The organism is Streptomyces qinglanensis (assembly GCF_900111245.1).
In the GTDB taxonomy this organism is placed as follows: Bacteria; Actinomycetota; Actinomycetes; order Streptomycetales; family Streptomycetaceae; genus Streptomyces; species Streptomyces qinglanensis.
Genome location: NZ_FOGO01000003.1, coordinates 288,814 through 309,922, shown reverse-complemented (window position 1 = coordinate 309,922; position 21,109 = coordinate 288,814). Strand labels below are relative to the sequence as shown.

The following is a 21,109-nucleotide window of genomic DNA, read 5'->3' as shown; positions in this document are numbered from 1 at the left end:
ACCTATCAGTACCCGACTTCGGCCCTCAAGCGGTACGAGCCCACCGGATGCGCCGTATCCCGCGCCGGGTCCGCCGTCCGCACGGGGTGACAGCGGCCCGGCGGCCCGGGGCGGTGCCGACGCCGCGCGGCGCCGTCCGTGCCGGCCGACCGGGCGGGGCGCCCCCGCGTAGACTGAGCCGGACCGGCCGGGCGTAGACGGGGGAGGGACGATGCAGCGCAACGCGCGGGCGCGGTCCCGCCGTACGGCGTCCGCCCTCCTCGCCCTCGTCTGGGGTGCACTGCTGCTGGTGCCGGGGACCGCGGCGGCTCTCCCCGGGCCGGGAGACGCACCGGCGGCCGCCGTGACGACGGTGGACCGGGAAGCGCACCACGGCGCGCAGAAGCCCGCTTTCCATGCCGACTCCCGGCCCGGGCCCGTGGCACACGACGCCACGGCCGACGCACCGCACGAGGCGCGGCCGCCAGGCCACCCGGCCCATCCCCCCGCGCTGCCGGCCGCCGTTCCGGCCGCGGCGGCCCTCCCGCTGCACGGCCGGCTCGCCGGCCGTCCCGTACAGGAGCGCGCACCGCCGCCCTCCTGGTACGACCCGCGCACCAGCCGGGGCCCGCCCGCAGCGCCGCTCGACGTCTGACCGAGTCGGCCGGTTCCCCTCCGCGCCCCGCGCAGCGGCGCGCCGGTGCTCCCCGTGGCGGGAGCGCCGAGCAGCGCGCCACGCACCGGACGAGGACCGCCGCGCCACCGGCCCCTGGCGGGCCGATGCCGCGTCCCCGTACCGTCCCCGCCTGCCCGTCCGGCACCCCGCACGCCCGACCGCGCGCGGCTGCCGCGCCACGGGCACCCGGCGGTGCGCCTTCCACCGGCGCCGCCCCCGCCGCGGCTCCGGGGCGCGCGCGAGCGGCCGACTGCCCCGCGTACCGCACCGCGCGGTACCCCTTCAGCCTGGAGTGGTCGTGTCCCGTACGCCTCGCCGTACCTCTGCCGCCGGTGCACAGCGCCGGTCCCGCGCGCCGCTGTGGCGCGCGCTGCTGGCCTGTGCCGCCGTAGGAGTCTCGCTCTTCTTCGCCCTGAGCACCCCGCCCCGGCTGGGGCTGGATCTCAAGGGCGGCACCCATCTCGTCCTCCAGACGCGGGACGGCCCGGGCGTGCGCGCCGACGGAGCCGCCACCGACCGTGCGCTGGAGGTCCTCCGCAAGCGTGTGGACGCGCTGGGCGTCGCCGAGCCCTCGCTGTCCCGGGCGGGGGAGAACCGGATCGTCGTGGAACTGCCCGGGGTGCAGGACCCCCGGGAGGCCGCCGAGGTGATCGGCCGTACCGCCCAACTGACCTTCCACCCGGTCGAGGAGGTCACCGACCGCAGGCCGGCGGCCCAGGAACGCACCGGGAAGGAGCCCGGCGGTGCCAGGACCCTGCCCGACCCGGACGCCGCGGGGGCCTTCCTCAGGCTGGGGCCCGCCGCGCTGACCGGGGAAGGCGTACGGGAGGCCGCGGCGCAGTTCGACACCGCGCAGGGCAGCGGCTGGAGCGTGACCGTCGACTTCCGGGACGGTGCCTCCGGCCGGTGGGCGGAGCTGACCGGCCAGGCCGCCTGCCGGGCTCCGGACGCCCCGCAGCGGCGGGTGGCGATCGTGCTGGACGACCGGGTGGTCTCCGCACCGCACATCCAGCAGAGCGTCCCCTGCCGCACCGGAATCACCGGCGGCTCCACGCAGATCACCGGCGGCTTCGACGACGAGGAGGCCAAGGACCTGGCGGCACTCGTCAAGGGCGGCGCGCTGCCCGTTCCCGTCGAGGTGGTCGAGCAGCGGACGGTGGGCCCCACCCTGGGCGCGGACGCCATCCGGGCGAGTGCCCAGGCAGCGGTCGTCGGGCTGGTGTGCACGGGGCTGTTCCTCACCGTCGTCTACCGCCTGCTGGGCGGACTGGCCACGCTCGCGCTCGGGGTGTACGGCCTGCTCTCGTACGCGGCACTCGTCGCGCTCGGAGCCACGCTGACGCTGCCGGGGCTGGCCGGGTTCGTCCTCGCCGTCGGGATGGCGGTCGACGCCAACGTCCTGGTCTTCGAACGCGCCCGGGAGGACTACGGCCGCCCCGCCCTGCGGCCGGACAGGAACCGGTCCGAACGGGATCTGCTGCGGGCGCTGCGGATCGGCTTCCGGCAGGCGTACAGCGCGGTCATCGACTCCAACGTCACCACGCTGCTGGCCGCCGGACTCCTGTTCGTCTTCGCGACCGGGCCGGTCAAGGGCTTCGGCGTGACGCTCTCGCTGGGTGTGCTGGCCTCGATGGTCTCCGCGATGGTGGTCACGCGGGTGCTCGCCGAATGGGCTGTGCGGCGCCGCGGGGTACGGCGACGCCCCGGGGTCACCGGCCTCGCGGGCCGCTCCCGGCTGCGCGCCTGGCTGGCCTCGCGCAGGCCGCGGCTGGCACGCCGCCCCGGGCTGTGGCTGAGCGTGATGGGCGGGCTGGTCCTGGTGGCCCTCGCCGGGATCGGGCTGCGCGGACTGGAGTTCGGCGTGGAGTTCACCGGCGGCCGTCTGATCGAGTACAGCACCGGCCGGCCCGTCGACGCCGGCACCGCACGGCAGGCCGTGGCGGACGCCGGCTTCCCGCGTGCCGTGGTGCAGGAGACCGGCGACGGCGGCGTCTCGGTGCGCACCGAAGCGCTCGACGATGCCGGGAGCGAGCGCATCCAGCAGGAACTGCGCGAGGCCGGCGGCCGGGTCACGGTCGAGCGGGACGAGACGGTCGGCCCCAGCCTCGGCGCCGAGCTGCGGGACAAGGCGCTGCTGGCGCTGGCCCTCGCCGTCGGCGCCCAACTGCTGTATCTCAGCATCAGGTTCCGCTGGACGCTGGCCACCGCCGCGGTCGCCGCCATGGTGCAGGACGTGCTGCTGGTCGTCGGGCTGTTCGCCTGGCTCGGCAAACCGGTCGACAGCGTCTTCCTCGCCGCGCTGCTGACCGTCGTCGGGTACTCGGTCAACGACACTGTGGTCGTCCTCGACCGGCTCCGCTCCCTGCGCCGCGCGGACCGCTCCCAGCCGCTGCCCGACCTGGCCGACGCGGCGGTGCTGCGCACCCTGCCGCGCACCCTGAACACCGGTATGGGGGCGCTGTTCATCCTCGTCGCACTGGCGCTGCTGGGCGGGGACTCGCTGACCGACTTCTCGGTGGCGCTGCTGGCCGGTGTGGTGCTCGGGATGGTCTCCACGGCGCTGACGGCCGCACCCCTGGCCGCGGTGCTGGAGCGGTGGCGGCCGGAGCCGCGGCGGGTGGTTGCGGACCGGCGGCGCGCCGGGAACGACGCGGGCGCCGTCGTGTAGCCGGTCCACCGGGCGGGGCATCCGGCGGCGCGCACGCCGCCGGATGCCCCGCCCGGCCGGCCGCACCGGCGCCGCCGGGGACGAAGAGCCGACACGCGGGCCGCCTGCCAACGGTGCGGCGGGCGGCGCGAGATGCTGGGCCGCCGGGTCTCCGCAGGGCATCGGCCGCTCCCGGCCGACAACACCCCACGCGGACCCGGCCCCACCACCGATGCAGGAGCAGTACATGGCCGTCTCCGTCGTACTCTTCACCCGCGACCTCCGTCTGCGCGACAATCCGCCGCTGCGGGAAGCCCTCGCCGCTGCCGACACGGTGGTCCCGCTCTTCGTCCGGGACGACGCCATCAGCGCCGCCGGATACGCCGTTCCCAACCGGCGCGCGTTCCTCGCGGACTGCCTGGCCGACCTCGACCGGCAGCTCCGGGAGCGGGGCTCCCGCCTCGTGGTGCGCACCGGGGACGTCGTGGAGCAGGTGTGCCGGGTCGCGCACGAGGCCGGTGCCGCCGAGGTCCACATGTCCGCCGACGTCAGCGCCTACGCCGCCCGGCGGGAGGAGCGGCTGGCGGCGGCCCTGGAGTCGGCGGGCCGGAGGCTGCGGGTCCACGACCGGGTGATCACAGCGGTGGCCCCGGGGGAGATCACTCCCGCCGGGAAGGACCACATGGCCGTCTTCACTCCGTACTTCCGGCGCTGGGAGAAGGACCACCAGCGCGACGTCCTCGGCGCACCCCGGCGCGCTCCCGGGGTCGAGGAGGTCCGCGGCGAGGAGATTCCCACCCGGGCCGCGGTCCGCGGAGTCTCACCGGGCGTCCCGGCGGGCGGCGAGACCGCGGGCCGCAAGCGGTTCGCCGACTGGCGCCGCTCCGGCATGGACACCTACGAGGAACAGCACGACGACCTGGCCGGGGACGCCACCTCGCGGCTGTCCCCGCACCTGCACTTCGGCACCCTCTCACCCGTCGAACTCGTCGCCAGAGCCCGCGAGAAGGGCGGCCCCGGAGCCGGCGCGTTCGTGCGGCAGCTCGCCTGGCGGGACTTCCACCACCAGGTCCTCTGCGCCCGCCCGCGGTCCGGGCACGCCGAGTACCGCACCCGCCAGGACCGCTGGCGCACCGAGGAGGAGGCCCCCGAGGAGGTCGCGGCCTGGAAGCGGGGCGCCACCGGCTTCCCGGTGATCGACGCCGCCCTGCGCCAACTGCGCCACGAGGGCTGGATGCACAACCGGGGCCGCCTGCTGGTCGGCAGCTTCCTCACCAAGACCCTGTACATCGACTGGCGCGTCGGCGCCCGCCACTTCCTCGACCTCCTGGTGGACGGGGACATGGCCAACAACCAGATGAACTGGCAGTGGGTGGCGGGTACCGGCACCGACACCCGCCCCAACCGCGTGCTGAACCCGATCACCCAGGCGAAGAAGTACGACCCGCAGGGCGACTACGTACGGCGCTGGGTACCGCAACTGGCGCAGCTCGCCGGCCGTACGGTCCACGAGCCCTGGAAGCTGGACGATCAGCGGCGCGCGGCCCTGGACTACCCCGAGCGGATCGTCGACCTCGCCGCGGCCTCCGGCCGCTTCCTGCGGGCGCGCGGCAAGTGACCGGGAGCTGATTCCCCGTGAGCACCTCTCCCCGCGCCCACTGGCTCTTCGGCGACCAGCTCGGCCCGCACTTCCTGACCCCCGGCCCGGACGGCCCCGCAGGGAACGCGCCGCTCGTCATGGTCGAGTCCCGGGCCGTGTTCCGGCGCCGCACCTTCCACCGGGCCAAGGCGCACCTGCTGCTGTCCGCGATGCGCCACCGCGCCGCCGAACTCGGCGACCGGATCACCTATGTGCGCGCCGAGACCTACCGCGAGGGGCTGCGGACCGCGCTGGGCGACCGCAGGGCCACGGTCCACCACCCCACCTCGCGCGCCGCGCTCGGGCTCGTACAGGGGCTGCCGCAGGTCACGGTCCTGCCGGCGCGCGGATTCCTGGTCGACCAGGAATCCTTCCGCGCCTGGGCGGACGGGCAGGCGGGCGCCCGGCTGCGCCAGGAGGGCTTCTACCGGTGGGTCCGCCGCGACCACGACCTGCTGATGGACGGCGACCAGCCGCTGGGCGGCCGGTGGAACCTGGACCACGACAACCGCGAGCCCCCGCCCGGGGACCGTGCCACGCTTGCGGTGCGGGCCCCCTACCGGCCCCGCGAGGACGAGATCGACGACGAGGTGCGCCACGACCTCGACACCTGGGAGCGCGCGGGGGAGGTCCGCTTCGTCGGCCGCGACGGGCCGCGCCGCTTCCCCGCCACCCGCCGCGAGGCGCTCGCCGCGCTGCGCCGCTTCCTCGCGGACCGGCTGCCCACGTTCGGGCCGTACGAGGACGCCATGCTCGCGGCCGACCCGGTGCTCAGCCACAGTCTGCTGTCCTCCTCGCTCAACCTCGGGCTGCTGGATCCCCGGGAGGTGCTGGAGAGGGCCGAACGGGTCTACCGCGCGGGGCAGGCCCCGCTCAACAGCGTGGAGGGGTTCGTCCGGCAGATCTGCGGATGGCGCGAGTACGTCTGGCAGCTCTACTGGTACTTCGGCGAGGGCTACCGGGGGGCCAACCGGCTGCGGCACCGCGCTCCGCTGCCCGAGTGGTTCAGCGCGCTGGACGCGGACGCCGTCGAGGCCCGCTGTCTGCACACGGTGCTCGCGCAGGTCCGCGACACCGGCTGGACCCACCACATCCCCCGGCTGATGGTGCTGGGCTCCTACGCGCTCCAGCGCGGCTGGGACCCGGCCGCGGTCACCGACTGGTTCCACCGCAGCTTCGTCGACGGCTACGACTGGGTCATGCTGCCCAACGTCGTGGGGATGTCGCAGTACGCGGACGGCGGCCGGATGACCACCAAGCCCTACACCTCGGGCGGCGCCTACGTGAACCGGATGAGCGACCTGTGCGCGGGCTGCGCCTACCGCCCCGACGTGCGGGTCGGCGACCGGGCCTGCCCCTACACCGCCGGGTACTGGTCCTTCCTGCACCGGCACCGGGAGGCGTTCGCGCACAACGCGCGGATGGCGCAGCCGGTGCGCGGGCTGGAGCGGCTCCGGGATCTGGACGCGCTGCTGGAGCAGGAGGAGGAGCGCGGGGACCGGGCGCCCTGAGGACGGCGGCCGCCCGGCGTCCCACGGACGAGCGGTATGCCCCGGCCGGGCGCCCCGGCCGGGGCGCGGCGCTGCGCCGTGCCGGTGGGACCTCCTCCACCACTCGGAGCTTTGCGGCCCTGACACGCCCGCCGTGCTGGAAATCGGGTGCGCGTGTGCGCTCGAATACGGACTTGGCAGGCGAACCCGGCCCCCGGTCCGCCTTCCCTCTCCACCGGCGTCCGGCGAAGGGAGTCCTGTGGCTGTCCATCATGGTGCGGATCGCCGTGCCGATCCACGGCGCGAGACGCTGTCGGTCAACCCGTTTCACGCGGTGGCCGACCCGGCCGAGACGATGGAGACGGTGCCGCCGGTGAACCGGCTGCCCGACGGTCCGATGCCGTCCGAGACCACCTACGAGCTGGTGCGGGACGAGCTGATGCTGGACGGCAACGCCCGGCTGAACCTGGCCACTTTCGTCACCACGTGGATGGAGCCCCGGGCCGAGGCGCTGATGGCCGAGTGCAGCGCCAAGAACATGATCGACAAGGATGAGTACCCGCGCACGGCCGAACTGGAGCGCCGCTGTGTGGCGATGCTCGCCGACCTGTGGCACGCCCCGGACCCGCAGCGTGCGGTGGGCTGCTCCACGACCGGGTCCAGCGAGGCATGCATGCTGGCGGGGCTGGCCCTCAAGCGCCGCTGGACCCGGCGCAACGCCGACCGGTTCCGCACCGGTGCCCGGCCCAACCTCGTCATGGGCGTGAACGTGCAGGTGTGCTGGGAGAAGTTCTGCAACTTCTGGGAGGTGGAGCCGCGCACGGTGCCCATGGAAGGGGAGCGCTTCCACCTCGACCCGCAGCGGGCCGCCGAGCTCTGCGACGAGAACACCATCGGAGCCGTGGGCATCATGGGCTCCACCTTCGACGGCTCCTACGAACCCGTCGAGGAACTGTGCGCGGCCCTGGACGCGCTGCAGGAGCGGACCGGGCTGGACGTGCCCGTCCACGTCGACGGGGCGTCCGGTGCCATGGTCGCGCCGTTCCTCGACCCCGGGCTGGTGTGGGACTTCCGGCTGGAGCGGGTGGCCTCCATCAACACCTCGGGGCACAAGTACGGGCTGGTGTATCCCGGGGTGGGCTGGGCCCTGTGGCGCGACGCGGAGAGCCTTCCCGAGGAACTGGTCTTCCGGGTCAACTACCTGGGGGGCGAGATGCCCACGTTCGCGCTGAACTTCTCACGGCCCGGCGCGCAGGTCGCGGCGCAGTACTACACCTTCCTCCGGCTGGGCCGGAGCGGCTTCCGCGCGGTGCAGCAGGCCGCCCGGGACGTGGCCCGCAGCCTGGCCGAGCGGATCGCCGCGCTGGGGGACTTCCAGCTGCTCACGCAGGGCGACCAACTGCCGGTGTTCGCTTTCACCACGGCGTCCGACGTCAGCGCCTACAACGTCTTCGACGTCTCCCGGCGGCTGCGCGAGCACGGCTGGCTGGTGCCTGCCTACACCTTCCCGGCGAACCGGCAGGACCTCTCGGTGCTGCGCGTGGTCTGCCGCAACGGCTTCACGGCCGATCTGGCGGACCTGCTGCTCGACTCGCTGGACCGGTCCCTGCCCGAACTGCGGCGGCAGCCGGGTCCCTTGGAGCGCGACGAGCAGAAGGCGACCGGCTTCCACCACTGATCCGGGGCCGCACACCCTCTTCGCGCCGGGGCTGGGGGCCGGGGGCCGGGAGGGCGGACCGTCACGGCCTGGGTGCCAGCTCCGCCATGGCGCCCCAGCCCTGCTGGTCGGGAACGGTCACGTTGATGATCTCGGGCGTCCGGGAGATCGCCGCGGACATCGTCTCCAGTCCTGCCGCGAAGTGGTCGGACCCGACGTGCGCGGCTGCCGCCGCGTCGTCGGCGAAGGCTTCCAGCAGCGTGAACCGGTGCGGCTCCTCGACGTCGCGGGACCAGTCGAAGAAGAGGTTGCCCGGCTCGGCGCGGGTGGCCTCGGTGAAGGGGCCCACCAGCGAGAGCCACTCCTCGGTGTACTCGGGGCGGACGGTGAAGCGTACGGCGATGAAGATCATGCACTCAGGATGCCGGGCGCGGGCGGGCCCGGCCAGCCGGGCCGCGGCCTCAGCCGGCGGCCGGGCGGGCGCCGGACGCGTCGTCCAGCAGGGCCGCCTCGTCCCCGGCGGCGGCGTCCAGGGCCCGGGTGAGCCGGTCGAGGCGGGCGCGCAGGTCGGCTGCCTCCGCCGCGTCGAAGCCCGCCGCGGCGGCGATCCGGCGCGGGACGCGCAGGGCGTGCTCGCGGAGCTGCCCGCCCGCCTCGGTGAGGTGCACCCGGACCGAGCGCTCGTCCTGTGCGGAGCGCTCGCGCCGGACGAGTCCGGCCGACTCCAGCCGCTTGAGGAGGGGGGAGAGGGTGCCGGAGTCGAGCCGCAGGCGCGCGCCCAGGTTCCGCACCGAGATCTCGCCGTGCTCCCAGAGCACGAGCATCACCAGGTACTGCGGATAGGTGAGGCCGAGTTCCTTGAGCAGGACCCGGTAGACGCTGCCGAACGCGCGGGACGCGGCGTTGAGGGAGAAGCAGAGCTGGCGGTCCAGCCGGAGGAAGTCCTCCTCCACCGCGTCCGGGGGTGTCGGCACCTGGTTCATGGCCCCAGCCTACCGGCCCGAAGAGTTTGGTTGTGCACAATTTAATTGTGTGCTTCGATTGTTTCCGCGGGTGGCCGGAGCGGCCGCACCGCCGTACATCGTCGAGAGGGATGGTCTTTCCATGGACGCGCTCTACACCGCAGTCGCCACCGCCACGCACGGCCGGGAGGGGCGCGCCGTCGCCTCGGACGGCAGGCTGGACCTCCAGCTCGCCCCGCCGCGGGAGATGGGCGGCGACGGCCAGGGCACCAACCCCGAGCAGCTCTTCGCCGCCGGATACGCCGCGTGCTTCGCCGGCGCCCTCGGCGTCGTCGGCCGCCAGGCGAAGGCCGACGTCTCCGAAGCCGCCGTCACCGGCGAGGTCACCATCGGGAAGCAGGGCGAGGGCTTCGCGCTCGCCGTCACGCTCCGGGTCGAGCTCCCCGACGGCCTCGACCGCGAGACGGGCCGCGCGCTGGTCGAGCAGGCGCACCAGGTCTGCCCCTACTCCAACGCCACCCGGGGCAACATCCCGGTGGAACTCGTCATCGAGTGACCGTGCCGCCGGGCGGGCACACCGGCGAGGGGGCACCGGCCGGACCGGTACCCCCTCGCCGCCGCTTCCCCGGTCACCTCACCGGTGCGCCGGGAACTGCACCACCTGCTGATAGGTCGGGCGGTTCTGCCAGTTGGTCAGGTCGTCGGTGATGCCGCCCAGGGGACGCTGCTGGATGGAATCGGCACACCACTGGTCGCCCGCCTCGCACACGTCGTCGCCCGGGTACGTGCTCTTCGCCGGGGTACGCGCGGCCTTCTCCAGGGCGCTCAGCAGGACGTGCCGGCACTGCGCCACGTCGCCCGCGCCGCAGAACGTCTCCGGCGCGGCCCCCGGCACCTGCTCGCCGAGCACCTTGCGCAGGTCCTTGTGCATGTAGGACCACCAGCCGTGCTGGAAGGACGAGCCCTTGTGCGCCACCCCGCCGCCCGGGGTGGAGGGTGCCTCGTCGATCTGCAGGGCGTCCGTCAGGGCGCCGTAGAGATCCGGCCCCAGGCCGGGGCGGAACTCGTCCTCCACCAGCAGCGGCCACCAGGCGTCCATCGTCCGGATCGCGTCGGCGTGCGCGTAGGTCCGGGTGCCCGGCCCGGTCTCCTTGCGTTTCGCCCCGTCCTCCAGCCAGCCGCGCAGGCCGTCGACGGTCTCCTTCAGCTCCGGATCGGTGACCTTCTCGGTGTCGATGACCTTCAGCAGTTCGGGGAGCACGGCCTCGCCCCGCAGGTCGGTGACCGCCGCGTCCTCCATGGCGCGGGTCAGGGAGGCCCGCGAGACCTTGCCGCCGTCGCTGATCAGGGACGTGATGCGGCGGTCGAGCAGGTTGCTGCGGTAGACGGGGCCGTCGCCGAAACCCGCCACCGTGTAGCCCTTGGCGATCTTGTTGTTCCAGGACTCGTAGTAGTCCTGGTCGATGTCCTGCGGATGCTCCGCGTCCGGCGTGTTGGGCACGGTGTTGGTCTCCGGGTCCCAGCCCCGCCACTCGGTGCTCGCACCGGCCCTGATGGGCAGGTTGGGGTCCACGCCCGGGCTGCGGGTCGGGTTGAGGCCGGAGTTGTAGTAGGCCGTGTGCCGGGCGTCGGCGTAGAACCAGTTGAACGTGTAGCCGATCCTGGAGGCGGCCTCCTGGAAACTCTCGGGACCGGTCACCGCCTCCGGGTCGTTGAACATCTGGAAGCCGATCAGCGTGTCCACCTCGTGCCGGTAGGTGGAGCGCAGCGTGGTGTACGCCACGGGGTCGCCGTCGACCGTGGCGCGGTAGCGGACCACTCCGTACGCAGTCCGGTGCGCCACCAGCTTGTAGGAGCCGGCCTTGGTGCCGTCGGCCACGGTCGGGCTCCAGGCGTTCTTGCGGACGAGCTTCTCCATCGGGGTGCAGGTGCCGTGGAACATGTACCCGCTGGAGTCCTTCGTCGCCGGGCTGCCGTCGGCGTTGCACAGGTCCACCGCGTAGGTGTCGGTCATGTTCTGGTTCGCCGAGGTGGCGCTCCAGGCGTAGTCCTGCCCCCGGCCGAGCTGCACGTACAGGTTGAGCCCGGCGAAGGCCGCGCCGCGGGCGCTGAGCCCGGGGCCCTGGATCTCCTGGAGCATCAGCAGTTGGGGTGCGAAGTAGCCGGTCTGCGGGCCGAACACCGCCACCGGGTTGCCGGTGTCGGTGTGCTTGCCGGACACCACGAGGGCGTTCGACATGCCGTGCTTGCGGGCGAAGAGGTCCTTCGGCAGCACACCGTCCGACAGCGCGCCCTCGGCCTGGGCGAGCTCCGGCTTGTGCCGGACGTTGGCGTCGGAGGTGGCCGACCGCTCCCGCGCCGACTCGGCCACGGCGCCGGTGCCCACCGCGTCCGTGCCGGACGTCCGCTTCGCCTGCTGCCCGTCGGCGGCCGAGCCGGTGGGGTCGTAGACCACCTGCTGCCTGCTCACCGAACCCGGATCGGGCATGGCCACCGCGCGGGGGTTCTCCGGAGAGGCCGCGTAGTCGAACCGCTGGCCGTCGTGGAGGGTGAGGTCGGCCTCCGGGTCGTTCTGCATGCGGAAGGCCCGGTAGACCTTCTCCCCCTCCTCCTTCCCGTACTTGTGCTCGGCCGCCTGTTTGACCAGTGCGGCGGCGACCTGGTTGCCGCCCCCCGAGCCGAACAGCGCGCTGATGACGGTGCCGATGGCGACCAGGTCGGTCGCCTCGAACGGTTCGATCCCGTCGCCGGTGAAGATGTCGGCGTTGCCGGTCAGGTCGTACTCACCGGGGAAGTACAGCCCCTTCTTCGCGTCGCTGATGTACCGGTTGAGCCCCTTGAGGTAGGCGGTGACGTCCTGGAACGCCTGCTCGCCCCGCGGCCCCGAGTTGCGCACCCGGTCCACCTGCGCCGCCAGTTCGCTCTCCCGGTAGGCACCGCCCAGGTAGAACTGCTGCTCCAACTGCCGGTTGCCCTCGGCGCCGCCCGCGAAGGAGGTCAGCTCGCCGCGGCCGATGTGCCGGAAGACGTCCATCATCCACAGCCGGTCCTGGCCCGCCGCGTATCCGGCGCCGTACTCGGTGCCGAACCTGGTGGTCCCCTTGATGTGCGGGATCCCGGACTTGTCGCGGGTGATGGTGACGTCGTCCCGGCCGCCCGGCCGCTTCCGGCTCTCGACCTGGTCGTCGGGGACGCCGAAGGAGGCGTCGTTGAAGAAGGTGCTGAGCTTTCCGTCGGTCAGTCCGGCGTACTCGTCCACCAGGTCGGCGTAGGGGCCCAACTGGTCGTCGGTGTGCTTCGGTTTGGCGCCGGTGATCTTGTTCAGGATGATCTGGGCCGCGGTGGCCGAGCCGTTCTCGCCCGGCGGCAGGATGTCGTGGCACTGCCCCCGGCAGTAGTCGGCCACCTCCCCGGACGCCGCGGCGGTCCGCTCGTGCGGTGCCGGGGCAGCCGGAGCGGCGACCGCGAGCGAGGGCGCCGCGGTCACCACCAGACACGCTGCCGTGACCAGACCGGTCCACCGTTTTCGCATCTGACGCCCCCTCAGGCGATCGCCGCTCGACGGGGCCGGCCGCGGCCGGGCCGCCCGCGTCCCGTGACCGGAAGGATGCAGCCGCCGGAATATCAGGTCAATCGTCCCGGACGCTTGAACTGGAACGTGGTCTGACGGATCCTCACGTCGTGCTCTGTCCGCTTCCGCCCCGCGCAATTCCGGCGCGAGCATGTCAAACCGCGACATGCGTGCGCCGCTTCGGCGCCCGCCGCACCCGCCCGTCCCCGGCCCTTCGCACCGGGTCCACAGAGTCTTCACTCCGGAGCCGCTGCCGCCGGGCGTCCTCCGCCGGTGCCGGGCCGGACCCGACGGGGGAGCGGGGTACGGTGCGCGGACCCGCGTGGTGCGGCAGTCAGGGAGGAGCGGTACCGGGGCGGCGGCAGCGCCGCGCGGGGGCGTACCGGGACCCGCGAGCCCGGCGCGATCCGGACGCCGAGGCTCCAGGGGTCCGCACCCGGCTTCAGGAGGAGGGGACCATGGGACGGTTGCCGTCCGCGGAGCGGCGCAGGCAGTTGGTCGAGGCGGCGATCCGCGTGATGACCCGGGACGGCGTCGCGAAGGCGACCACACGTTCCATCTGCGCGGAGGCCGGGGTCTCGCTCAGCGTCTTCCACTACTGCTTCGACTCCAAGCAGGCGCTGGTCGAGGACGTCATGCACACCATCACCGCGCACTCGGTGACGCCGGTCGCCGAACGCCTCCGGCCCGGCCGCGAGCTGCGCGACAGCGTCGGCGCCGCGCTGCGCACGTACTGGGACCATGTGCTCGCCCACCCCGCCGAGCACATGCTCACCTACGAGTTGACCCAGTACGCGCTGCGCCGACCCGGTTTCGAATATCTGGCCGAGCGCCAGTACGAGCAGTACGCCGCCGCCAACCGGCAGCTCATCGACCACCTGTGCCGGGAGCTCGACCTCGTGCTCCTGGTCCCTGCCGAGACCCTGGTGCGCTATCTGACCTCGGTGATCGACGGGCTCACGCTCAACTACCTCGTGCTGGGCGGCGGGCAGGAGGCCGCCGCGGTCCTGGACACCCTCGCCGAGCACGTGGTCGGACAGGTGCGGTCCAGGGCCGCGGACGAGGAGCGCGTCGCCGACGGGAGCGCGACAGCGGGCTGATCAGCGGCGGCGGCCGCCCGCGCTGCCTGTCCCGCCCGGGGGCGGCCGGGCCCGGCCGCCCCCGTTGCGCGGGCCGAGGGCGCCGGCCGGCACTCACAGCGGAGTGGCCGCGTGCAGGATGACGGCGAGCGCGATGGCGGCGTTCGCCGAGGAGAGGGCGGAGGTGGCGGCTCCCGCGGCGGCGAACCAGGCGGCCAGTCCGGCGAGGAGTCCGGAGGCCGTCCCGTGCGGGGGCAGCAGCCCGGCGGCCGGGGCGGGAGCCAGCAGCGCTTGTACGCGCCGGGGCACCGGTCCGCCGCCCGCGGCGGCGGGCACCGTCGGTGCGGGGCTGCGCCGTGCGAGGAGCCCGGCCTTGCCGACGGCGCGGGCGGTCAGCACCCGGTCACCGACCTCACGCGCGGCTTCCTCGTCCGCCCAGCGCTCCACGCCGAAGGCGACGGCGGTGCGCAGCGGGCGGAGAAAGGGGTGGGCGGCTGCCGCGAGTTCGGCCAGCAGCAGGGTGCGGGAATGGCGGGCCGTCAGATGGGCGCGCTCGTGGGCGAAGAGGGCGCGCCGCTCGGCCGGCTCCAGCGCCTCCAGCATCCCGGTGGAGACGACGATGCGCGCCCTGCTGCGGCGGCCGCCCGGCAGTGCGAAGGCGTAGGGGGCACTGTCCGGGAGGATCGCGACGGGCGAACTGCGCAGCCCCCGCAGCGCCTGCCGTGCGCGCCGCCTGGTGTGTCCGTGCCGTACCAGGGTGGCCGTGCCGGCCGCGAGCAGCAGCGCGAGCGCGGGGATCGACACCTGCCCCAGGGCCTCGTCGTAGGGGACCGCGGCCCGCACCTCGGGGTCGGACCAGGCGTCGGGCAGCGGGTTCCCCGGAAGCTGGGCCGTTCCCACCACGACCAGCAGCCCCAGACAGACGGTGCTGCACAGGGCCAGCACCACGCCGAGTCCGGTCAGCAGCCGGGTCGCCGCGCGCGGGTGGAGATGCCGCTCGGCGAGCCGGGCGGCGGGCCAGGACGTCACCGGCAGCACCAGGGGGAGCAGGACGAAGAACCCCACGGCTCAGTCGCCCTCGGGTTCCGCGCCGCGGGCACGGGTGCCCTCGCGGGTGGTCCGGCGCAGCAGGCGGCGCAGCAGCCGCTCGTCGTCGTCGGACAGCCCGGAGACGAACCGGGTCAGCACGGTTCCGCGGTCGCTCTGCCCGTCCAGCACCTGCCGCATGCGGTTGGCCGCCAGTCCCGCCGGGTCGGCCGCCGGGGACCACAGGAACGAGCGGCCGGACTTCCGCCGGGTGACCGCCTGTTTGGCCAGCAGCCGGGTGAGGATGGTGACCACCGTGGTGTACGCCAGGCCGCCGCCCAGGCGCTCCCGCACCCAGGCGGCGGTGACCGGTTCGCCGGCGCCGTGCAGGGCCTCCAGGACGACGGCCTCCAGTTCGCCCTGCCCGCGTCGGCGCCCCGGCTCCCGCGCCGGGCCGTCGGTGCTGCCGGTCTCGTCTGTGCCGTCTGTGCCGACCAACGTGTCGCTCCTTCCGCTGCTCCCTGCGGGTCCTGCCGGGGAGTTGCCGCACGGATCGCCCTCCGGGCGGCGGTGTGGCCGTGGTGCCGCCCACCCAGTATCTTCTACATGTCTGTAGATTTTCGTGGTCTCCGTCGGTACTTCGAGAGGAAGAGTAATGGGAGCGCCGCCGATCGCGGGGAGGACGGGTTCCCCCATCGGACCCGAGGAACGGGCCGAGTATGCGCGGGTGGTCGAAGAGGCCCTGCGGTCCGGTGCGCTCGGCGAGGCGCTGCGGGGCGCGCCCCCGGCGGCTGCGGAGCGGCTGCGGAGCTGGGCGCACGAGGCGGTGGACGACCTCTGGGCGCAGGCAGCGGCCGAGTACCGCGAATGGTGCCGGGCCAGGGCGGCGGGCAACTCGCAGGAAGGAGCGCCCGGTGCGGCTCCCCGCGCTGCCGCGGGACCGGGCGGCGACCTGGTGGCCGCGCTCGCCGTCCTCGTCCCCCTGACCGCGGGCGCGGCGGCGGTGATCTTCCTCGTGCTCGGGTATCTGCTGATGCTCGTCGGCGTGCAACAGGCCGCAGGCGCCTCGCTGGTGGTGACCGGCTGGGCCGGAGCGGGAGTCGCGGCCGTCACGGCTTCGCTGGGCCTCGGCCGCCTCGCCGTCACCGCACGCAGGCGCTCCGGTCCGGCGCGCCGGTCCGCCGCCGAGGAAGCGGCACACGCGGCCTGGCGCGCGGCGCTGCTGGAGCGCGCGGTGCTGCCCTACCTCCACCACCGCCTGCTCGACGCCGCGGACCCCGGCGCCCCCGCCGGATCGGAGAGGGCCGGATCCCGGGGCCCTGCCGGTCCCCGCTTCGTGTCCCCCGGATTCGACAGCCCCGGATTCGGCGGGCCCGCCACGGGACAGTGAGGCGGTGCGCGGGCCGCCGCGGGCAGCGCACCGGAACACACCCGCCGCCGCCCCGGCGGGACCGGGGCGGCGGCCCGTACGGGGCGCGGCTGCTCAGCGTCGGAGGAAGTCGAGCAGGTCCGTGTTGAACTTCTCCTTGTGGCCCGGTACCAGGGCCATGCCGTGGCTGCCGCCTTCGTAGACCTTCAGTTCCGCGTTCGGCACGATCTTCGCGGACTTGCGGCCGGTGGCCTCGATCGGGACCACCTGGTCGTCGTCGCCGTGGACGACGAGGGTCGGCACGTCGAACCGCTGCAGGTCCTCGGTGAAGTCGGTGTAGGCGAACGCGTCCACACACCGCACGCCGCCCTCGACGGTCTCGGCCATCGCCATGTACCAGAAGGCGTCCCGGTTGCCCTGCGTGGCTCTGCTGCCCGGCCGGTCGGCGGAGAAGAACTGCTCGGAGGTGTCCTTCCAGAACTGCGAGCGCTCGGTGAGGATGCCGTTCTTGATCTGCTGGAAGACCTCGTCCGGCACTCCCTCCGGGTTGTCCGCCGACTTGATCATCACCGGTGGGATGGCCGAGAGCAGGACCGCCGAGCGGATCCTGGAGGTGCCGTGCCGGCCGATGTAGCGGGCCAGTTCGCCGCCGCCCATCGAGTGTGCGACGAGGGTGACCTCACGCAGGTCCAGCCCGGTGATCAGGTCGTCGAGGTCGTCGGCGAAGGTGTCGAAGTCGTAACCGTCCCACACCGGGGTGGAGTGCCCGTGGCCGCGGCGGTCGTGCGCGATGCCGCGGTAGCCCGCGTCCGCCACCGCCTTGAGCTGGTCCTGCCAGGCATCCCCGGCCAGCGGCCAGCCGTGGATGAAGACCACCGGCCGTCCCCGTCCCCAGTCCTTGTAGAAGATCTCGACGTCGTCGCGTGTGGTGATCACGGGCATGGAGTGGTCCTCTCACCGGGCTGCCGGGTCCCTCGCGGGCCGGGCGGCGGCCACGCGGCGCGGCCCGCACCCGCCCCGCCCTTCCTCCCCATGCTCCGCTCCGGCGGGCAATCCGCAATCCGGATCCCCCGCCCCCCGGCTGACCGGCTGCTTCGTCCCCTGCGGAGACGTCCGGAGCACCGCCGCGCAGCCCGGGACGACGCACCGGGCCGGCTGCCGAGGGCGGCGTCCGCGGCGGGCGCGCGGGCCGGTCCTCACCCGGGCGGCTGTGCGGTCACCGGTGCGGCTTCCGGCGCGGGGCCGCGGTCGCCGGGCGGGGCCAGGACGGTCCGCTCCGGGATGTGGGCCGTGTCGTTGCGGCACAGCAGCCAGTACAGGGCGGCGGGCACGGCGAGCCCCACCAGCCAGGAGATGTCCGCGCCGCCGAGCGGATCCACCAGCGGTCCGGTGTAGAAGTGCGTGGCCAGGAAGGGGAGCTGCACGCAGAGCCCGGCGCCGTAGACGGCGAGGGCCCGTCGGCGCCACGCGCCGTACCGCCCGTGCGGGTCGCTGAGCGCCGGCAGGTCGTAGCGCTCCCTGGCGATCAGGTAGTAGTCCACCAGGTTGATGGCCGACCACGGTGTGAACGCCGTGAGCAGGAAGAGCAGGAAGTCCTTGAAGGAGGTCAGGAAGCTGTCCTTCCCGGCCAGCGCCACCGCTGTGCCGGCGGCCATGATGACGGCGATGTATCCGGCTCTGGCCCGCGGGCCCAGCTCGCGCTGCCCCCGGAAGCCGCTGACGCCGGTCACCATCGACATGAAGCCGCCGTAGGTGTTGAGGACGTTGATGGTCAGCTTCCCCAGCGCGATGACGAAATAGAGCAGCGAGGCCATGAGCCCGGCGCCGCCCAGTCCCACGACATAGCTCACCTCGTGCCCGACGAACGCCGGACCGGCCGTTGCGGCGGCCAGGGCGCCGAAGGTCATGGACCACTGGGAGCCGAGCACCGAACCGCTCAGCGTCCACCAGAACGTGGCGCGGGCCGAGGTCGACCGCGGCAGGTAGCGCGAGTAGTCGGCGACGTACGGGCCGAAGGCCAGTTGCCAGGAGGCGGAGAGCGAGACCGCCAGCAGGAAGAGGGGGAAGGAGAAGGCCCGTTCGGCCAGCAGTCCGGACAGATCGGCGCGCTCCAGCAGCCGGATGCCGAGGAAGACGAAGGCCACGGCGCACACCAGGCTCGCCACCCTGCCCAGCGCGTGGATGATCCGGTATCCGACGGCCGCGGCCACGGCGGTGACGGTGGCGAACAGCACGATGCCCGGGGTGTCGCCGAGGTGCGTCAGCTCGCCGACCGCCTGGCCCGCCAGCACGCTGCCGCTGGCGAAGAAGCCGATGTACATCACGACGACCAGGGCCAGCGGCACCACCGCGCCCCGCACCCCGAACTGGGCCCGGCTGGAGATCATCTGCGGCAGTCCCAGCCGGGGCCCCTGCGCGGAGTGCAGCGCCATGACCGCCCCGCCGAGCAGATTGCCGAGCAGCAGACCGGCCACCGCCCAGAAGGCGGGTGCCCCGAAGACGACCGCGAGGGCGCCGGTCACCACGGCGGTGATCTGGAGGTTGGCGCCCAGCCAGAGGGTGAACTGGCTGAATGCCCTGCCGTGTCGCTCCGCGTCCGGGACGACGTCGATCGAACGCCGCTCCACCACTCCGGCCATCCGTTGCACCTTTCCTCCACCGGTCCGGGCGGCTCTTCCCGCAGTCGCCCCGACCGGTTCTGCATGGGTGTATTCATGCTGGGGGTCGAGTGAATGGCCGTCAATACATCGGCGTGAATCCTGCGTGACGGCTGTCGCTGCGCTGCGAGCCACTGCCGTCACCAGGTGGCCTCCCGCGAGCGCATCCGCATTCCTGGGATACCGGATTAGCATGCCGGTTCGGATGTGCGGCGATTCGGGGGGCGTTGGCGGTATGGGCCTGGAGATGCGGGAGATCGAGGCGTTCCTGGCGGTGGCCGAGGAACTGCACTTCGGCCGGGCGGCGGAGCGGCTGACTCTCTCGACCTCGCGGGTGAGCAATCTGGTCCGCACGGTGGAGCGCCGGGCAGGAACTCCGCTCTTCGAACGGACGAGCAGGCGAGTGCGACTGACCCCGTCGGGCGAGCACCTGTTCACGGAGCTGCGGGCGGCATACGTCCGGATCGAGCGGGCGGTCGCCGAGGTGCGGGAGGCCGCGGGACAGGGCGGCAAGGTGCTGCGGGTGGGCTTCTCCACCACCCTTCCGGAGAAGGTGGCCCCGGCGCTCGTCGAAGCGTTCGAAGGCAGGTTCCCGGCCGCCCGGATCGTGCAGTCGGCGCACCCGACAGTGGACCTGTTCGACTGGATCGAGGCGGAGGGGCGCTGGCCGGTCGACGTGTTCGTGACCTGGATGCCGGTGGAGTCGGCGCCGCTCACCGAACTGGTCGTCGGACCGGTGCTGCAGCGGACGCCGCGCGCGGTGATGATGGCCGTCGACCATCCGCTGGCCGGGGGTACGGCGGTGCACGTCGAGGACCTGGCCGAGCACGACGTGATCTACCCCAGCCTGCCGAAGTGGTACGGGGACGCATGGGCACCTGCCGTCACACCCGCGGGCCGGAAGCTCTCGTTCCGGCGGCCCGATTCGCGCTACATCGAGGACGTGCTGCCGCTGGTCGCCGAGCAGCGTCTCGTGCACCTGACGTTCAGCTCGCTGCTCGACGCCTACCACCGCCCCGGTGTCGTCGTGCTGCCGCTGCTGGGGCTGCCGTCGATGCCGATCCGTCCGGTGTGGGCCGCCGCGACGCGGAACGCGCTCGGGCAGTCGTTCGTGGACGAGGCCGTCGCGTTCGCCCGGGCGGCCGGCTGGCCGTCCGGCGGGCCCGCAGCCGCGTCCGGGTGATCGTTTCGTCTGGCATCACGGTCGTGCTGCGATCGGGCGTTGTTCCAGGTCGGAGCAGGCGGAATCATGGAAGGCATGAGCGAGGACACGCGCGAGGACACAGCGATACGGCGCTTCCGGATCGAGATCCCCAAGAGCGAGACGGACGCTCTCGCCGCACGGCTCGCGGCGACCAGGTTCGCCGACCCGGCCCCCGGTCCGGACTACGGTGTGGCGACCGACCGGGTCCGGCACCTGGCGGAGTACTGGCGCCACGGCTACGACTGGCGGGCCCAGGAGGAGCGGCTCAACCGCCACCCGCAGTTCATCACCCGGATCGACGGGCAGCGGGTGCACTTCCTGCACATCCGCTCCGAACACGCCGACGCGCTGCCGCTGCTGCTGACCCACGGTTGGCCCGGCTCGGTCGTGGAGTTCGAGAACATCGTCGCTCCCCTCACCGCGGGCGGCTTCCACCTGGTGATTCCGTCGATCCCCGGCTTCGGCTTCTCGGGTCCGACCACCGAGGAGGGCTGGGACAACCGGCGGATCGCCCGCGCCTGGGACACCCTGATGCGGCGGCTCGGCTACGAGCGGTACGGCGCGGCGGGCAACGACGCGGGGTCGATGATCTCCGTCGAGGTGGGCAGGGCTGCTCCGGAGCGCGTCGTGGGCACTCACGTCACCCAGGTCTTCTCCTTCCCGTCGGGCGATCCGGCCGAACTGACCGGACTGACCGACGAGGAGCGGCAGGCGCTCGACAACCTGAACTGGTTCATGGAGCACAAGTCGGCCTTCAACCAGGTGCACGCGCAGCAGCCGCAGACGCTCGCGCACGCGCTGCTGGACTCGCCGGCGGGACTGCTGGGCTGGCTGGACCAGTTGCTGGGCGAGGAGCTCGACGACGACTTCGTGCTCGCCAACGCCGCGATCCACTGGTTCACCGGGACTGCGGGATCCGCGCTCCGGCTGTACTACGAGAACGCCAAGGCGCCCCGGCCGGAGGGCCGCACGACGGTGCCGCTCGCGCTGTCCGGCTCCGTGGGCGACTTCTACGGAATCCGCCGGTTCGCCGAGCGCGACCACGGCGACATCCGGTCCTGGACGGTCCATCCGGAACCCACCCACTACCTGCACCACGTCGCCCCCGAGGCGCTGGCCGAGGACCTCGCGGCGTTCTACGGAAACCTGTGAA

Annotated in this window: 17 protein-coding genes; 10 read left to right on the top strand and 7 right to left on the bottom strand. The window is 73.4% G+C overall.

Translation table 11 applies throughout. The features are described 5' to 3' along the window. Positions 1-211 precede the first annotated feature (211 nt). The 5 genes from BMX65_RS08445 (at position 212) to gad (ending at position 8,109) form a co-directional block, all read left to right on the top strand. The gene (locus tag BMX65_RS08445; RefSeq protein ID WP_074999536.1) at positions 212-634 is read left to right on the top strand and encodes a hypothetical protein; all 423 of its coding nucleotides are present in this window, start codon (positions 212-214) and stop codon (positions 632-634) included. A gap of 319 nt (positions 635-953) precedes the next feature. Then, positions 954-3,323: a protein translocase subunit SecD gene (gene secD / locus BMX65_RS08440; protein WP_177214217.1), complete on the top strand. Its 2,370-nt coding sequence runs from the start codon at positions 954-956 to the stop codon at positions 3,321-3,323. Between the two features lie 226 nt (positions 3,324-3,549). Beyond that, on the top strand, positions 3,550-4,920 hold the full coding sequence (locus BMX65_RS08435) for a cryptochrome/photolyase family protein (protein WP_074999535.1): 1,371 nt from the start codon (positions 3,550-3,552) through the stop codon (positions 4,918-4,920). A 17-nt stretch (positions 4,921-4,937) separates the two neighbouring features. Then, a complete protein-coding gene (locus BMX65_RS08430; RefSeq protein WP_074999534.1) occupies positions 4,938-6,452 on the top strand; it encodes a cryptochrome/photolyase family protein in 1,515 nt (504 codons plus the stop codon). 238 nt (positions 6,453-6,690) lie between these two features. Continuing rightward, positions 6,691-8,109 (top strand): glutamate decarboxylase, encoded by a 1,419-nt coding sequence (gene gad / locus BMX65_RS08425; RefSeq protein WP_074999533.1) that lies wholly within the window; start codon positions 6,691-6,693, stop codon positions 8,107-8,109. Between the two features lie 61 nt (positions 8,110-8,170). Here gad and BMX65_RS08420 read toward each other — a convergent pair whose 3' ends face one another. Both BMX65_RS08420 and BMX65_RS08415 read right to left on the bottom strand, forming a co-directional pair. Then, positions 8,171-8,500 (bottom strand): putative quinol monooxygenase, encoded by a 330-nt coding sequence (locus tag BMX65_RS08420; protein WP_074999532.1) that lies wholly within the window; start codon positions 8,498-8,500, stop codon positions 8,171-8,173. Between the two features lie 49 nt (positions 8,501-8,549). Further along, a complete protein-coding gene (locus BMX65_RS08415; protein ID WP_074999531.1) occupies positions 8,550-9,071 on the bottom strand; it encodes a MarR family winged helix-turn-helix transcriptional regulator in 522 nt (173 codons plus the stop codon). A 121-nt stretch (positions 9,072-9,192) separates the two neighbouring features. Between BMX65_RS08415 and BMX65_RS08410 the strand changes: the two genes are divergently transcribed. Next, positions 9,193-9,606 carry an organic hydroperoxide resistance protein gene (locus BMX65_RS08410; RefSeq protein WP_074999530.1) on the top strand — a complete coding sequence of 138 codons (414 nt, stop codon included), beginning with the start codon at positions 9,193-9,195 and terminating at the stop codon, positions 9,604-9,606. A gap of 78 nt (positions 9,607-9,684) precedes the next feature. On the opposite strand, the gene BMX65_RS08405 is transcribed toward BMX65_RS08410, so the two are convergent. Then, positions 9,685-12,582 (bottom strand): penicillin acylase family protein, encoded by a 2,898-nt coding sequence (locus BMX65_RS08405; protein ID WP_074999529.1) that lies wholly within the window; start codon positions 12,580-12,582, stop codon positions 9,685-9,687. 497 nt (positions 12,583-13,079) lie between these two features. Here BMX65_RS08405 and BMX65_RS08400 point away from each other — a divergent pair, with 497 nt between their 5' ends. Continuing rightward, positions 13,080-13,721 (top strand): TetR/AcrR family transcriptional regulator, encoded by a 642-nt coding sequence (locus BMX65_RS08400; protein ID WP_074999528.1) that lies wholly within the window; start codon positions 13,080-13,082, stop codon positions 13,719-13,721. Positions 13,722-13,814: 93 nt separating this feature from the next. Here the strand turns inward: BMX65_RS08400 and BMX65_RS08395 are convergent, their stop codons facing one another. Then, the gene (locus tag BMX65_RS08395; protein ID WP_074999527.1) at positions 13,815-14,765 is read right to left on the bottom strand and encodes a M56 family metallopeptidase; all 951 of its coding nucleotides are present in this window, start codon (positions 14,763-14,765) and stop codon (positions 13,815-13,817) included. A 3-nt stretch (positions 14,766-14,768) separates the two neighbouring features. Next, positions 14,769-15,224, bottom strand: coding sequence for a BlaI/MecI/CopY family transcriptional regulator (locus BMX65_RS08390; RefSeq protein ID WP_074999526.1), 456 nt, complete (start codon positions 15,222-15,224; stop codon positions 14,769-14,771). A gap of 157 nt (positions 15,225-15,381) precedes the next feature. Between BMX65_RS08390 and BMX65_RS08385 the strand changes: the two genes are divergently transcribed. Continuing rightward, on the top strand, positions 15,382-16,116 hold the full coding sequence (locus BMX65_RS08385; RefSeq protein ID WP_074999525.1) for a hypothetical protein: 735 nt from the start codon (positions 15,382-15,384) through the stop codon (positions 16,114-16,116). A gap of 93 nt (positions 16,117-16,209) precedes the next feature. Here the strand turns inward: BMX65_RS08385 and BMX65_RS08380 are convergent, their stop codons facing one another. Both BMX65_RS08380 and BMX65_RS08375 read right to left on the bottom strand, forming a co-directional pair. Continuing rightward, a complete protein-coding gene (locus BMX65_RS08380; protein WP_074999524.1) occupies positions 16,210-17,037 on the bottom strand; it encodes an alpha/beta fold hydrolase in 828 nt (275 codons plus the stop codon). Between the two features lie 254 nt (positions 17,038-17,291). Continuing rightward, positions 17,292-18,734, bottom strand: a complete 1,443-nt coding sequence (locus BMX65_RS08375) for a purine-cytosine permease family protein (RefSeq protein ID WP_074999523.1) — start codon at positions 18,732-18,734, stop codon at positions 17,292-17,294. A 253-nt stretch (positions 18,735-18,987) separates the two neighbouring features. Between BMX65_RS08375 and BMX65_RS08370 the strand changes: the two genes are divergently transcribed. Continuing rightward, a complete protein-coding gene (locus tag BMX65_RS08370) occupies positions 18,988-19,935 on the top strand; it encodes a LysR family transcriptional regulator (RefSeq protein ID WP_162637636.1) in 948 nt (315 codons plus the stop codon). Positions 19,936-20,010: 75 nt separating this feature from the next. After that, complete coding sequence (locus tag BMX65_RS08365) at positions 20,011-21,108, top strand: epoxide hydrolase (protein ID WP_074999522.1); 1,098 nt, start codon at positions 20,011-20,013, stop codon at positions 21,106-21,108. Position 21,109 lies beyond the last annotated feature (1 nt).